The organism is Mycobacterium sp. pUA109 (genome assembly GCF_041287095.1).
GTDB lineage: Bacteria > Actinomycetota > Actinomycetes > Mycobacteriales > Mycobacteriaceae > Mycobacterium.
Genome location: NZ_JBGGKS010000007.1, coordinates 154,470 through 168,970 on the forward strand (window position 1 = coordinate 154,470; position 14,501 = coordinate 168,970).

Consider the following 14,501-nt stretch of genomic DNA (forward strand, 5'->3'; position numbering starts at 1 on the left):
CTAGCCTTTCCCGCATCCACAACGACAGGAACTCGATGGCTCCCAGCGCACCCGGCTCGGCCGCAGCCGACCTGCTCACCCGTGAGGACGAGGGCTACCACAAGGATCTGCACCCCCGGCAGCTGCAGATGATCGCGCTCGGCGGCGCCATCGGCACGGGTCTGTTTCTCGGCGCCGGCGGGCGGCTGGCCTCGGCCGGCCCCGGTCTGTTCCTCGTCTACGGCATCTGCGGGGCGTTCGTGTTCCTCATCCTGCGGGCCCTCGGCGAGCTGGTGCTGCACCGCGCGTCGTCGGGGTCGTTCGTGTCCTACGCCCGCGAGTTCTTCGGCGAGAAGACGGCGTTCGTGGCGGGCTGGTTGTACTTCCTGAACTGGTCGATGACCGGCATCGTGGACACCACCGCGATCGCGCACTACTTCCACTATTGGCGGTCGTTCCAGGTGATCCCGCAGTGGATCCTGGCGCTGATCGCCCTGGTGATCGTGGTGACGATGAACCTGATCTCGGTGAAGCTGTTCGGCGAGCTGGAGTTCTGGGCGGCGCTGATCAAGGTGGTGGCGCTGTTGACGTTCCTGGTGGTCGGCACCGTGTTTTTGGCCGGCCGTTTCCCCGTCGAGGGTCATGACACCGGCCTGGGTCTGTGGACCGACAACGGCGGTTTCCTCCCCAACGGTCTGCTGCCGCTGGTGCTGGTCACCTCGGGGGTGGTGTTCTCCTACGCCGCGGTCGAACTGGTCGGCACCGCCGCCGGGGAGACCGCGGAGCCGGAGAAGATCATGCCGCGCGCGATCAACTCGGTGGTGGCCCGGATCGCGATCTTCTATGTCGGCTCGGTGGTGCTGCTGGCGCTGCTGCTGCCCTACTCCGCCTACCACCAAGGCGAAAGCCCGTTCGTCACCTTCTTCTCCAAGATCGGTTTCACCGGCGCCGGCACCCTGATGAACGTGGTGGTGCTCACCGCGGCGTTCTCCAGCCTCAATGCCGGGCTGTATTCCACCGGCCGGATCCTGCGCTCGATGGCGATGAGCGGCAGCGGCCCGAAATTCACCGCACCGCTGTCGAAGAACGGGGTGCCCTACGGCGGCATCCTGCTGACCGCCGCGATCGGCCTGTTCGGGGTGGTGCTCAACGCGGTGGTGCCGGAGGAGGCCTTCGAGATCGTGCTCAATATCGCCGCCCTGGGTGTGATGGCGGCGTGGGCGACGATCGTGGCCTGCCAGCTGAAGTTTCACCGGCTGGCGAACGCCGGTCTGATGTCGCGCCCGGCGTTCCGGATGCCGCTGGCGCCCTACAGCGGGTACGCCACCCTGGTGTTTCTGGCCGGTGTGCTGGTGCTGATGCTGTCCGACGAGGAGCGCGGTCCCTGGATCGCCGGCACCTTGATCCTCGCGCTGCCCGCTCTGGTCGGCGGCTGGTATCTGGTCCGCCACCGGGTGGCGGCCTCCGCCGCACCAGCCCCGCCGCCGGACGGTGACCTCCCCCCCATCGACGAGCCGGCGGGATCGGAGGGCCGATGAAGCGGAACCGCTACGCCGACAAGCCGCCGCTGTACGGGATGGCGCTGGTCTTCCTGGCCATCGCGATGGTGGCGGTCACCGCCTACCTGCACGCCAGCTGGTGGTCAGTGATCGGCTACGGGGTCGCGGCCATCATCGCGGTGGCCGGGTTCATCCTGGCCTTCCGCGACTTCTCTTGACGGGCGTCACGAGACGGTCGCCAACCAGGTCAGCCGCCGGCCCGGTATCGCGTCGATGAGCGCGCGGGTGTAGTCCGACGACGGTGCCGCGAACACCGCGGCGGTGTCCCCGCTCTCCACCACCCTGCCGGCCTGCAACACCGCCACCCGGTGCGAAATCCGCTGCACCACTGACAGATCATGTGAAATAAACAGATAGGTCAGCCCGAGTTGGGCCTGCAACTGCTCCAGTAGGCCGATGATCTGTTCTTGAGTTACCACGTCCAACGCCGACAGCGGTTCGTCGAGCACCACGATCTGCGGTCGCAGCACCAGCGCGCGGGCAATCGCGACGCGTTGCCGCTCACCGCCGGACAGTTCGGCCGCTCGGCGGTCGAGTTTATCCGGCGTCAGGTTGACACTGGCCAGCGTCTCCGACACCCGCCGCGCACGTTCACTCTCGCCGCCCAGCCGGTAGCAACGCAGCGGGCTGTCCAGGATCTGGCGCACCGACCAACGCGGGTCGAGCGCCGAATCGGGGTTTTGGTAGACGAACTGGATGTCTTGCCAGTGTTCGCGCCGGGCGCGCTGCGACAGCGCCGTGACATCACGGCCGAGCACCAGAACCGTTCCGCGGGTGGGCTTGAGCAACCCGACGATCATTTTGGCGGTCGTCGACTTCCCCGACCCGGACTCCCCCACCAATGCCAGTGTTTCTCCGCGGCGCACACTGACGGACACCCCCTCGACCGCGACCTGGGTGGTTCGACGCCCGGCGCGAAACTCCTTGGCAGCGTTGGAAACCTGGATGACATCGTCGGTTTCTGGACGCTGCCCGGCCGACGCGGGCTCCCCGATGCGACGCAGCAGCTGGGCGGCGTAGTCGGTCTGCGGCGCGTCGATGATCGCCTCCGTCGCGGCGTCTTCCACGACGGCGCCGTTGCGCATCACCACGATGCGGGAGGCGTGGTCGGTGGCCACCCCGATGTCATGGGTGATAAAGACGACCGTGGTGTCGTGCTCGGCGACCAGCCGGTCGAACACGGCAAGGACGTGGCTCTGCACGGTCACGTCGAGCGCGGATGTCGGCTCGTCCGCGATCAACAGGTCGGGGTTGAGCCCGAACGCGATCGCGATGAGCACACGCTGCCGCATACCGCCGGACAGCTCGCCCGGGTACTGTTTCAGCCGCTGTTCGGCGCGGTCGATTTCGACCCGATCCAGCAGGTCGATGCAGCGCCGCCGGATCTCGCGCCGGCCGAGCTTCGGCTTGTGCAGCGTGAAGATTTCGGCGACCTGGGAGCCGATGCTGCGCACCGGGTTCAGCGATGCACCCGGATCCTGGGGAACCAGCCCGACGGTGCTTCCGCGCAGCCGGCACCACTGCCGTTCGCTCAGCCCGAGCGTGTTGTGGCGGCCAATCGCCAACGAGGTCGCGGTGATGATCGCCTGCGGTGGCAGCAGCCCCGCCACCGAATTCGCCAGCGTGGTTTTACCCGAACCGGATTCGCCGACCACGGCGACGAATTCACCGGCCGACACCGTCAGGTTGACGTGGTCCAGGGCCACCTTGGGCACCGGACCCGGGTACGTCACCGTGAGGTCGGACACATCCAGCAATGGTTCGGTCATGGTGGCTTCTTCCCCTCAGATCCGGCTGGACGTCAGCGCTCGCCGGCTCACCGCGCCCAGGGCCAGGATCACCAGCAGGATCACAGCGCCGGGCAGGGTGGTGAGCCACCATGCGGTGGCCAGGTAGCGGCGGCCCTCGGCCACCAGCAGGCCCCATTCCGGTGTCGGCGGCGGGGCGCTGTAGCCGAGGTACCCCAGTGCCGAGATCAACAGAATCGCGCTGCTGAGGTCGATGACAGCCAGCGCGATCACCGCCCCGCACGCGTTGGGGACGATATGGCGGCGGATCACCGACCACCGGGTCTCCCCCGACAAGAACGCGGCTTCGACGTAGTCCAGCGCCCGCACCCGCAGCACTTCGGCGCGGAACACCCGGGCGAAGATCGCAATCGATCCGATGCCCACCCCGACGCCGACGGACAGCGGCCCGGGACCATAGGCGGTGACGATCCACACCGATACCAAAAACCCGGGCAGCGCCAGCAGCACGTCGGCCAGTCGCATCCCCACGGCGTCGACGCCGCGACCCGACACCCCGGCCAGGATGCCGAGGATGCTGCCGATCAGCAGGCCGACGGCCACCGCCAGCCCCGCGGTCAAGATGGTGTGCGAGGTGCCGTAGATCACTCGGGTCAGCACGTCGCGGCCGAGATGGTCGGTGCCGAACCAGTGCGTCGGACTGGGCGGCTGGAACTTATCGACGGGGTTGCCCTGCAACGGATCACGGCCGGTGAACAGCCCCGGTGCGACCGCCCACGCCGCGATGAGGACCAGCAACGCCGCGGACAGCCGCACCGACCACGGCGCCGACCGCCACGCCCGCGCCAGTGCCGGCGCTCGGGTCACCAGGTCCGTGCTCACCTGAACCTGCCCAGCCGGGTGATGAACCCCTGGCGCTGCAACTTGGTGACGCGCGGGTCGAGGATCGGATAGATCATGTCCACCAGCAGGTTTGCCGCCACGATCGCGACCGCGGTCAGCAACACCAGGCCCTGAATCAGCGAGATGTCCTGATTGGACACCGCCTCCAGCAGAACGGTGCCCAGCCCGGAGCGGGAGAACACCGTTTCGGTGACCACCGATCCGCCCAGCAGCGCACCCACCGTCGTCGCGATCACCGTCAACGCCGGTCCCGCCGCATTTTTCAGCACGTGCTTGCGGATCACCCAACCCGGTGTGCCGCCCTTGGCGCGGGCGGTGGTGACATGCGGCAGGGCCAGTGTCGCTTGGACATTTTTCAGCAGCACCTGCGCGATCGGTGCCGAGATCGGCACCGCGAGCACCAGCGCCGGCACCAGCAGGGAGGCCGCCGACCCGTCGGGAAACAAGGCGATCAGCCCCAGCTGCACCGAGAAGATTTGCAGCACCACCAATCCGAGCCAGAAGGTGGGTACGGCGCCGAAGAGCGGCGGAATGCCGGCGACGAACGCTTTCACCGGTCCGAGCATGCTGGCCGCCGCCATGATGGCCGCGGCAAACAGCAGCGCGAACACTGTTGCCGTGGTCGCCAGCTTCACCGTCTCCCCGATCACTCCGCCGATCCGGTCGGTGACGGACTGACCGCTGGACAACGAAAAACCGAAATGCCCGTGCAGCACCTGATTCAGCTGCGAGAAGTACTGCACCCACAGCGGCCGGTCGTAGCCGTAGAAGGCCTTGACCTGGGTGACGATGTCCGGGTTGAAATAGCCGTCGCCCTTGGCCACGAAGATCGATGCCGGGTCGGTGGGCAGCATGCTGACACCCCAGAAGACCACCGTGAAGGCCAGCAGCAGCACAACCAGCGACTGGCCGATCCGGGTAAGGACGTAGCGCAGCATCGCTCACTTCTTCCAGGCGCTCTGCAACAGCGGCTCGGTGTAGCGGGTGAAGTCCAGGTGGACGTTGGGGGCCGCGGCGTGCACCTGCACTTCGTCCCAGAGCACCAGCGCCAGCTGATCGTCGATGATCTTGCGTTGTTCGCGAGCAACGATGTCTTTGAGGCGGGCCGGGTCGGTCTCCTGCAGCTCTTGGTGGGACAGCGCGATCAGATCGTCGTTTTGGGCGAAGTTCAGGTTGCCTTTCGCACGACCGAACAGCAGGCCCAAACCGATGTTGTACTGGATTCGGGTGCCGAACAGCGGCGTCGCAGCATCGGTGCTCGAGGCGTTGAAAAACGTGGTGTCCCCGGCCCGGTTCTGCAGCACCACCCCCAGCTGGCGCCATTCCGATTCGATGAGTTCGAAAGCCGGGCGAAACACCACACTCTGGTTGGACGCCGCCAGGGTCAGGTTGAGCTTCTTGCCGTCCTTTTCCCGCACCCCGTCACTGCCCCGCGTCCATCCCGCCTCATCCAGCAGGCGGGCCGCCTCCTGCGGCCGATACCCGATGTCGGCGCTCACATCGGCAAACAGCGGATCGTCGTGGCCCAGAACGGAATCACTTGCCCGATAACTATCGGACAGCACGGTGTTTACGACGGCCTGCCGGTCGATGCCCAATTGCAGCGCCCGACGCACCCGAACATCGGCCACCACCTGGTTGTTGACCCGGAAACCGACCAGATTCGCGGTTTCGGCGGGGGCGGCGACCGGGATCACCTGAAAGCCCGCCTGTTTGAGTGCGGGCTCGTCGGTGGGCTGGATTCCGCGCGCCACATCCACCTGACGGGATTGAACAGCACCCGCGCGCAGGCCCGGCTCGCCGATCACCCGAAACACGACCTTGTCGAGATAGGCCGCGCCCCTGTTCGGCCACGGCTCGGGCGCCCACGCGTAATCCGGGCGCTTCTTGAGCACCACCTGCTGGTCTGGAATCTGTGATGCGTAGACGAAAGGGCCGGATCCAACAACGTTTTCCACCTTCGACTGGTGCTGGTAGTCGAGCGCCAGGGTCGCCGGGGCACGGATCCCCGAACGGCTGTAGGACAACACCTTGTAGAAGTTGGCGTTGGGCTGGTTGAGGAACACGGTAACGGCGTTTCCGTTGACCTCGCTGTGGTCGTAGCCCACAAAGTCGGCGAAGGCGGGCATCTTTTTGCTCGGATCGCCCTTGCCGAGTTGGTCGAAGTTCGCCTTGACCACCTCGGCGGTCAGCGGTGTCCGGTCACTGAAGGTCACCCCGTCGCGGATGGTGAAGGTGTACCGGGTGGCGTCGCCGTTGCGGGAGAATTTCTCCGCCAGCCACCCGTAGACCCGGTCGGTCCTGGAATCGACGTAGACCACTCGGTCGAGCAGCTGGAACATCAGATTGTTGGCGCTGTAGTTGGCGGCCATGGTGTCGGTGACGAACTGCACGTCGGAGTAGGTCAGGCTGCCACCGGCTACGGGCGCGCCGGCGGGTCCGGTCCCGGGCGCCCGGGGGTGGCCGGAGCAGCCCGCCAGCAGCGCCACCGCGGCCAGCGCCGCCGCACGCATCATCAACGTCACCACGCGATCGGACACGGTTTAAAAAAAGCTGCTGTCGGGCAGGGCGGCGCCGTTGACCGCGACGTCGCCGAGCACCCGCGCCTTGTAGATCCTCGGGTTGTGCGAGAACAGCGTCCGCAGGTTGCGCCAATGCCGGTCCAACAGCGCCGAGGCCTGTACCGCGGAAGCGCCACCGGCATCGAAGATGCGGGACGCCGCGGCCAGCGCGGGCCCTTCGAGGGCGACCTTGACCCGCGCGGCCGCGATCGACGCCGTCTCTTCCAGCTCGGGATCGATCCCGGTGCGCTGCGCGGCCTCCAGCGCGGGGGCGAGTTCGGCGGCCGCGGTACGCACCAAGGCGTGTGCGGTGTACGCCACCGCGTCGATCTCGCCGACGATCTGCAGCAACTGCGGGTCAGCGGTCGGCGTGTCCACGCTGGCAAAGGTGTACGTCCGTCGCCGCCCGCGCACCAGTGTCGCGGTGTCGGCCACCAAGGTTCGCAGGATCCCGGCGGCGACCGCATGCAGATACAGCTGCACCAGCGCACCCCGGGCACGGTCGACACCGAGGTTGGCCCCCAGCGGAAAGACTTCGTCGGCTGTCACCGCCACGTCATGAAAGACCGTGGTGCCGCTGCCTGTTTGGCGCTGGCCGATGCCGTCCCAATCGTCGATGTGCGCCACCCCGGCGCGGTCCGCCGGAATCACCACGGCGGTGGGCGCGCCGTCATCGTCCTGCGCGGTGACCCGCAGATAGTCGGAGAACTGAGCGCCGGTGCTGTAGAACTTTTTTCCACGCAGCCGCAGCCCGTCTTCGCTGGACACCAGCCGGGTGTCCCGGTTTTGGCCGCCGACCGCGGTAAGGCTCTGTTCGGCGTTGGCGCCGCCGATCAGCCCGCCCTCGGCGACCACCGCAATCCAGCGGTCGCTGCCCGCGCGCTTCGGGTTGATCTGCAGCTCTTCGACCAGCGAATAATGGATCCGCAGGATGTGCGCCAGGTCGGGGTCGGCCGCGGCGAGCGCGATGAGGTGGTCGAAGAATTCCGGCACCGTGTAACCCGCACCGCCGAGGTCGCGCGCCAACCGCACCGCGCCCAACCGGTGGTCCCGGACGAGTTTGAGCCCCCGCAGCGGCGGCTCGGTTGCGCCGTCGGCCAGGCGCAGCCGGTAATCCGCAGCGATTTCGGCGAGCACCTGGTCGATTGCCGCCGGGTCCGCTGGTTTCTCCTGCTCGGGGGAAGCAACAGGCATGTCTGTGTGAAACCTTTCCCGGGTGGGTTCGCGTCGCGGGGCCCTGCGACACCTCCGCCCGAAAGGTAGGCGCACCGATGCGCAGCGGCAAGGGATTTCCTCCGTGCGAGTTTTTCGGCCGTAAGGTGCGGCGTTGCTTGACTATTCGCCGGTAGATATTTCGATTTGCGGTGATCGCAACCGTTGCGTTGCCGTCAGCCCGACGTAGCGTGTGGGCCCATGCCTGTTGCGCTCTCTGTCGGGGTCGAGATCACTGGCGACGGAATCGGCAACCGTTCGGATGCTCGAGGTATCGCCGGTCTGGCGCGCCGGCTGGAATCCGCCGGTGTGCACTACTGGGTGCTGGGCGCCGACCGCGGCGAACCGCCCGGCGGCGCGACCCCCAGCCTCGACCCGTCGTTGGTGGCGACCGTCGCGGCACGGCACAGCACCGAGCTGGGCCTGGTGATCGCCGCGGCCGCCCACCGCGACCATCCCTACAACTTGGCCCGCCGGTTGCTGTCGGTCGACCATGCGGCCCGCGGACGAGTCGGCTGGTTCGCCCTCGACGCCGACCGCCACATCGGCCTGAACGCCGCCGTCGACACCTGGACCGGGGCCGACCTGGGCCCCGACCACACCGCGGCAGCGGTCGCTGCGGTGCGAACCCTATGGCGCACTTGGCCGTTGACGTCGCTGGTGGGCGACCGGGAGACCGGCGTTTTCGCCGATACCGCCCAGATTCGGCACGCCGACATTCACGGCACCTACTCCATCACCGGGCCACTGAATGTCCCGGGGTCGCTGCAAGGCGACCTGCCGGTATGGCAGCAGGCCGGCCCGGCAGCCCGTGATGCGGACGTGGTGGTCATCGAGGACGGCGACCCGGTCCCCGCCGGCGCCGCCGTGGTGATCCGGTTGCGCACCGTGGACCGCGCGGCGCTGCGCCGGGTGGCCCACACCCCGGGCGCGGTCGGCGTGCTGATCCGGCTGACGCCGGACACGCTTGCCGCCGCCCTGGACGACGTGCTGCCGTCGGCGCAACACCAGGACTTCATCGTCGCTCCCGCGGCCGACACACTGCGACAACGACTTCGGCTACCGGTACCGGCCGACCCCGACCTGTCCACGCACCGACACGCCTTCGCCGGTGCGCCCAACCCGGGAACTCGGCTATGAACCCGCGCGGGCGTCGCCTCATTCTCAATGTCAACGTCTTGAACCTCGGCATCCACACCGCGTCCTGGCGGCGGTCCAGCGAGGCGCCCGCCGCGTTCACCGATCCCAGCTACTACGTGCGGATCGCTAAGATCGCCGAACGGGGCACCCTGGACGCGCTGTTTCTGGCCGACGGTCCAGCGCTGCGCGACCACCCGGCGCTGCGCCCATCACAAGCCCTTGAGCCCAGCGTGATCCTGGCGTCCGTCGCAGCCGAAACCGAGCATCTGGGGCTGATCGGTACGTTGTCGTCGACGTTCAACGATCCGGTGGAACTGGCCCACCGGTTACTGACCCTCGACCACCTCTCCGGCGGCCGGTTCGCCTGGAACGTCGTCACCACCTATTCGGAGGCGGCGGGCGGGAACTTCGGCCTGCCCGATCTTCCGGACCGAGAAAGCCGCTACCGGCGTGCCGCGGAGTTCGTTGACGTCGTGCTGGCACTGTGGCGCGACGCCGCGGCCGGCGCACACGCCCGGGGCATCGAGCACCGCGGCGAATTCTTCACCGTCGCTGGGTCATTGCCGCAGGGGCCGTCGCCGCAGGGGCATCCGCTACTGGTGCAGGCCGGCGGGTCGCCGCAGGGACGCGAGTTGGCCGGTCGTGTCGCGGACGCGGTGTTCAGCGCGGAACTCGACTTGGGCGCCGGTATCGAACACTACCGGTACGTCCAGCAGGTCGCGGCCGCACGCGGCCGCGCCGCGGTGCGCATCTTGCCCGGGCTGATCACCACCATCGGCAGCAGCCGCGCCGAAGCCCACCGGCGCTACGAGGAGCAGAACGCCCTGCTGCCCGCCGGGCACGATGTGGCCCGGTTGTCGCAGACCCTCGGCGAGGATCTGTCCGGGCTTCCGCTCGATGAGCCCATCCCAGCGCGGCTGCTCGGCCCCGTGCCGGCCGCGTCGACATTCATCGGCTCGCTGGGTTTCCGGGAGTCAGTGGTCCGTCTCATCGAGAGCCGCGGGTTGACGCTACGGGAAACCCTCCGCGAGTTCAGCGGAGCGGGTCACCGGGTGGTCGTGGGCTCGCCGACCGACGTGGCCGATACCGTCGAGCGGTGGTTTTTGGCCGGGGCCGCCGACGGTTTCAACCTGATGCCCGACGTCTTCCCCGACGGCCTGGAGGTCTTCGTCGACGAGGTCGTTCCGATTTTGCGGTCCCGTGGTCTGTTCGGCACGTCGTACGCGGAGTCGACGCTGCGCGAACGGTTCACCGGCAACCGCTATACCGCCGCGGCCTGACATTTCGCCGTAACCGCGCGTTGGGGGTGGCGTCACCGCGCCGCTTTGCCAGGTCCACCAGACGGGGCTATCGTCCACGAATATGGACGACAGTGCCAAGGACCCGGCGGTGGTGCTGCCCTACCTGGTGGGCAGACCGCTGGCCGCTACCGAGGTCTACGAGGCATTCGGCTACCGCAAGTCCGCCTATTACAAGGCCGCGCGCGAGCATCGGCTGATCACCGCCGACAACCTGATCAAAGTCGCCCGGTATTTCGGGTTGAACCCCGTCGACCTGCAGGTTCGGTTCGGCTTGATCGACGCCAAAGCGGTCACCGAGTACGTGGAATCCGACCCCAACCTGCCCAAACTGCGCGACCTTCGCCCCGATCCCACCAGCCCACCGATCTAAACCCCCCATCTACATAGGAGAGCCGGGAAACACCCTGTCCATGATCAAGACCGCACTCGTCACCGCCACCTTGGTAGCGATCCTGTGCAGCCTGTGGATCCGCCGCGACACCTGGCGCTCCCGGTGGGAGGCGGGCGCGACCCTCAACATCGCACTGCAGGGTTGCGCGGTCTTGCTGATGTCCCACTGGGCGGCGGCCGCCCTCGGGCCTCCGCTGCACCGCATCTTCGGGCTGTGGAACGTGCAACACCTGCTCGGCCACATCTGCTGGATCTTCGCGGTGACCGCGATCATCCAGCACGCGCTGACCCGCCTGGTCAACCAAACCCATCTGCGCGGGCTGCTGCGCAAGCACGTCGCGCGCCCGCTGTGGCTGGGCATTCCGCTGCTGCTGGCGGTGTTCATCATCGCCGACGAGAGCCATCACCTCGACCTGTTCTCCGCCCCCGTCAACGACTTCTGGCTGGGCGCCTACTGGCTGGTGCTGGGCGGGCTGCTGATCTACCTGCTCTCCTACGCCGCGCGGGTGCTGCTGATCGCCCGGGCGGACCCCCGCTCAACGGAGACCGTCGACCTCTACCTGATCTCGGCGGGGTTCGGGGTCGCGGCGCACGTGATCCAGATCGGCACGTCCTGGATGGGCGTCGATGTCACGCTGCCGGTCTGGGTCTGCGCCTGCCTGGGCGCGACCGGGTTCGCCTACGGGTCGGCTCGCTCCTGGCAGAGCAAGCTTGCCTGGTTCGCGCCCGGCAATGGGCCTCGCTCGCCAGCGAGCCCGCCGTATTAGCGAGTTATCCGCCCGCTAGCGGGCGCGCCACCACGCCGTGACGAAACCCGTACTGGTGGCCGATGACGCCGCCGGACCGTCGGCCCCCGGAAGCTGTGAGCGGGATGCCCCGCAGCAGGCCTTGCGCCGGAGCCCCCGGCGATGCCCCGCCGACGGGTGCGGCCGGGAGGACAGGGCTGCTCGCCGGGGTTGCCGCGGCCCAACTGCGCGGCACCGACAAGGTGCCGACGGTGCCGGCGGTGCCGGCCTGCGCCGATACCCCGACCGGCGCAGCGGCCCACCTCGGGCCGGCGCCTAGGGCTCCACCCACGCCGGGGACACCCGCCATGGCCTCGGCGCCGTTGCTGGCACTGGCGGCGGCCGGCATCACGCCTTCCCAGATCTTCATCATGTGTTCCCAGTCGCCCATGTGGTTATAAACGATGCCGAGGTCGCTGCCGTAGATGGAAACCAACTTTTTCCAGGTCTCCGATGGGGATGACCCGGACGACCCATCCAGCAGTCCGCTCCACAGGGTTTTGAGGTTGGCCAGCGCGGAGCTCGACGCGCTGGACTGGGCACTGGTGTCGGCGGCGTGCGCGACCGCGGCGGCTTGACCGGCCTGACCCGCCGGGTTGGTGGTCGACGGCGGCGGGTCGAAGCTCATCAACGTTGAGGCCCCCGCCGACGTCTCGGCGTAGCCGTACATCGCCGCGGCATCCTGGGCCCACATTTCGGCGTAGTGCGCCTCGGTGGCCGCGATCGCCGGCAAGTTCTGCCCAAAGAAGTTGGTCGCGATCAACATCATCAGCTGGGCACGGTTCGCCGCGATCACCGGCGGCGGCACCGTCATCGCGAACGCCGCTTCGTAGGCGCCGGCGGCGGCCTTGGCCTGCACCGCCGTCTGCTCGGCCTGCGCGGCGGTGGCGCTCAGCCACGCCACATAGGGTGCGGCCGCCGCGGTCATCGACATCGACGCCGGACCCGACCACTGCCCGGCGAGTTCGGCAATCAGCGCGCCGGAGGAGGCTGCGGTGGTGTACAGGTCGGCGGCCAGCCCGTCCCAGGCCACCGCGGCCGCCAGCATCGGGGCCGACCCCGGGCCCAGGTACATGCGTCCAGAGTTGACTTCCGGTGGCAGCGCCCCGTAATCCACTAGTTGTCTCCTCGCGTGGTCGACGGCCTCGCTATCCGGACCCACGCCGCCCGCTATCGGCGGCTGCGCAGTCGCGAACGCGACGCCTCAGCGTCGCCCACGACTATTCACCACCAGCAGACATCAGTCCACTTAAGAAGACTTGAGTAGATTTTTTTCCCTCTTAGTTCACTCAAACAAACATTTAGAACATTCAGGTGAACAGTTGTCGTCAGCTATGCACTTTGGTCCGCGCGGCGCCTAACGTCACTGGCGAGCGGCCCGTGAGGGGCCGCGGACACCGGGACCATTGAGGAGAAGCCAACGTGTCGTTCGTGACCACCCAGCCCGAAGCGTTATCGGCCGCGGCCCGCAACTTGGCGGCCGTCGGCACCGCGCTGGCCGCCCAGAACGCGGCCGCGGCGGCGCCCACGACGGGAGTGGTTCCGCCGGCCGCCGATGAGGTGTCGGCGCTGATCGCGGCCCAGTTCGCCACCCACGCGCAGATGTATCAGGCGGTCACGGCCCAGGCCACGGCGGTCCACGAGATGTTCGTCAACATGCTGGGCTTCGGCGCCGGCTCGTATGCGACCACCGAAGCCATCAACGCCGCGGCGTCCCGCTGAGGAGGGGATGAGGTGCTGGATTTCGGAGCCTTACCCCCGGAGATCCATTCGTCGCGCATGTACGCCGGCAGCGGGTCGGCGTCGATGATGGCCGCGGCGTCGGTGTGGAATCTGCTGGCCGCCGAGTTGGATTCGGCCGCCACCGACTACGACACCGTCATCACGCAACTCACCAGCGAAGAGTGGCTGGGGCCGGCGTCCACGCAGATGGCCGAGGCCGCCCGCCCCTACGTGGCCTGGATGCGCACCACCGCCGCGCAAGCCGAACAGGCCGCCACCCAGGCTCGGGCCGCGGCAGCCGCTTACGAGACCGCGTTCACCGCCACGGTGCCGCCGCCCCTGATCGAGGCCAACCGCACCCAACTGGCCCAGGCGGTCGCGACCAATGTCCTCAGTCAAAACACGCCGATGATCACCCAACTCGAGGCGCACTACGGCGAGATGTGGGCCCAAGACGCCGGCGCGATGTACGGCTACGCCGCCCAGACCGCCCCGGCCGCCAGGGTGACGCCGTTCACCGAGCCGGTGCAGACCACCAACCCGGCCGGCCAGGCCATGCAGGCCGCAGCGGTCACCAAGGCCGCGGGCACCTCGGCCGGCACAAGCGCGGACTCGGCCCGGTCGCAGCTGCTGTCGTCGGTGCCCCGCGCACTGCAGGACCTCGCGTCGCCGGGCTCGTCGGCCACCGAGCTCCCGCCGATCACCGATGTGCTCGAACAGAATCCGTTGTTCAGCCTGTGGGCCGAATACGCCAGCCCCGCCCAGAACACCCTGGCGATGCTGTACCGCGCCACCGGCATGTCGACCCACTTTCTGTCCCTGTCGAAAGCTGTGGCACCGGCGGCCGCGAAGGCCGCCAGCGACGGGGCCAAGGCCGCCGCGGGCGTACCCGGACTCGGCGGGGTCCGGGGCGGTTTGGGCGGGGGCGGCGCGGTATCGGCGGGGCTCGGTACCGCCGCCCCGGTCGGCGGTCTCTCCGTGCCGCCCGCCTGGTCCGCGGCGACCGGCCCGGCGATGACCCCGGGGGCCTCGCCGCTGCCGATCAGCCGCATCACCGCGACCCCGGAGACCGGAGCGGCCGGAAACCTGTTGGGCGGCATGCCGTTAGCGGGTGCGGGCGCCGGCGGCGCAGCGGGTTCCGGCCCGCGCTACGGGTTCCGTCCGACGGTGATGGCCCGTCCCCCGTTCGCCGGGTGACCGT

At 68.4% G+C, this 14,501-nt stretch carries 14 protein-coding genes; 8 read left to right on the top strand and 6 right to left on the bottom strand.

What is annotated here, in order from left to right; all coding sequences use genetic code 11:
• The first annotated feature begins 35 nt into the window (after positions 1 to 35).
• Complete coding sequence (locus tag ACAG26_RS10625) at positions 36 to 1,517, top strand: amino acid permease (protein ID WP_370481910.1); 1,482 nt, start codon at positions 36 to 38, stop codon at positions 1,515 to 1,517.
• Positions 1,514 to 1,696, top strand: coding sequence for a hypothetical protein (locus ACAG26_RS10630; protein WP_370481912.1), 183 nt, complete (start codon positions 1,514 to 1,516; stop codon positions 1,694 to 1,696). Before ACAG26_RS10625 ends, ACAG26_RS10630 begins: the two co-directional genes overlap by 4 nt.
• A 6-nt stretch (positions 1,697 to 1,702) precedes the next feature.
• Here the strand turns inward: ACAG26_RS10630 and ACAG26_RS10635 are convergent, their stop codons facing one another.
• Genes ACAG26_RS10635 through ACAG26_RS10655 form a run of 5 tightly spaced genes read right to left on the bottom strand, consistent with a single transcriptional unit; the run spans position 1,703 to position 7,944 of the window.
• On the bottom strand, positions 1,703 to 3,307 hold the full coding sequence (locus ACAG26_RS10635) for an ABC transporter ATP-binding protein (protein WP_370481913.1): 1,605 nt from the start codon (positions 3,305 to 3,307) through the stop codon (positions 1,703 to 1,705).
• Between the two features lie 15 nt (positions 3,308 to 3,322).
• Positions 3,323 to 4,168 carry an ABC transporter permease gene (locus ACAG26_RS10640; protein WP_370481915.1) on the bottom strand — a complete coding sequence of 282 codons (846 nt, stop codon included), beginning with the start codon at positions 4,166 to 4,168 and terminating at the stop codon, positions 3,323 to 3,325.
• Positions 4,165 to 5,127, bottom strand: a complete 963-nt coding sequence (locus ACAG26_RS10645) for an ABC transporter permease (protein ID WP_370481916.1) — start codon at positions 5,125 to 5,127, stop codon at positions 4,165 to 4,167. Before ACAG26_RS10645 ends, ACAG26_RS10640 begins: the two co-directional genes overlap by 4 nt.
• A gap of 3 nt (positions 5,128 to 5,130) precedes the next feature.
• Positions 5,131 to 6,705: an ABC transporter substrate-binding protein gene (locus ACAG26_RS10650; protein WP_370482114.1), complete on the bottom strand. Its 1,575-nt coding sequence runs from the start codon at positions 6,703 to 6,705 to the stop codon at positions 5,131 to 5,133.
• 27 nt (positions 6,706 to 6,732) lie between these two features.
• Entirely contained in the window at positions 6,733 to 7,944 is a 1,212-nt protein-coding gene (locus ACAG26_RS10655) for an acyl-CoA dehydrogenase (protein ID WP_370481918.1), read from the bottom strand.
• 219 nt (positions 7,945 to 8,163) lie between these two features.
• Between ACAG26_RS10655 and ACAG26_RS10660 the strand changes: the two genes are divergently transcribed.
• From ACAG26_RS10660 to ACAG26_RS10675, 4 genes are all read left to right on the top strand, one after another.
• Entirely contained in the window at positions 8,164 to 9,102 is a 939-nt protein-coding gene (locus tag ACAG26_RS10660) for a luciferase (protein WP_370481923.1), read from the top strand.
• Positions 9,099 to 10,382 carry an NtaA/DmoA family FMN-dependent monooxygenase gene (locus tag ACAG26_RS10665; protein ID WP_370481925.1) on the top strand — a complete coding sequence of 428 codons (1,284 nt, stop codon included), beginning with the start codon at positions 9,099 to 9,101 and terminating at the stop codon, positions 10,380 to 10,382. The genes ACAG26_RS10660 and ACAG26_RS10665 overlap by 4 nt, the downstream gene beginning before the upstream one ends.
• Positions 10,383 to 10,464: 82 nt before the next feature.
• Positions 10,465 to 10,773, top strand: a complete 309-nt coding sequence (locus tag ACAG26_RS10670; protein WP_370481928.1) for a helix-turn-helix domain-containing protein — start codon at positions 10,465 to 10,467, stop codon at positions 10,771 to 10,773.
• A 40-nt stretch (positions 10,774 to 10,813) separates the two neighbouring features.
• The gene (locus ACAG26_RS10675) at positions 10,814 to 11,560 is read left to right on the top strand and encodes a hypothetical protein (protein ID WP_370481932.1); all 747 of its coding nucleotides are present in this window, start codon (positions 10,814 to 10,816) and stop codon (positions 11,558 to 11,560) included.
• 4 nt (positions 11,561 to 11,564) lie between these two features.
• Here the strand turns inward: ACAG26_RS10675 and ACAG26_RS10680 are convergent, their stop codons facing one another.
• A complete protein-coding gene (locus tag ACAG26_RS10680; protein ID WP_370481936.1) occupies positions 11,565 to 12,695 on the bottom strand; it encodes a PPE family protein in 1,131 nt (376 codons plus the stop codon).
• 305 nt (positions 12,696 to 13,000) lie between these two features.
• On the opposite strand from ACAG26_RS10680, the gene ACAG26_RS10685 reads away from it, so the two are divergent.
• The gene (locus tag ACAG26_RS10685) at positions 13,001 to 13,300 is read left to right on the top strand and encodes a PE family protein (protein WP_370481940.1); all 300 of its coding nucleotides are present in this window, start codon (positions 13,001 to 13,003) and stop codon (positions 13,298 to 13,300) included.
• A 15-nt stretch (positions 13,301 to 13,315) separates the two neighbouring features.
• Positions 13,316 to 14,497 carry a PPE family protein gene (locus ACAG26_RS10690; protein ID WP_370482116.1) on the top strand — a complete coding sequence of 394 codons (1,182 nt, stop codon included), beginning with the start codon at positions 13,316 to 13,318 and terminating at the stop codon, positions 14,495 to 14,497.
• The last annotated feature ends 4 nt before the right edge of the window (positions 14,498 to 14,501 follow it).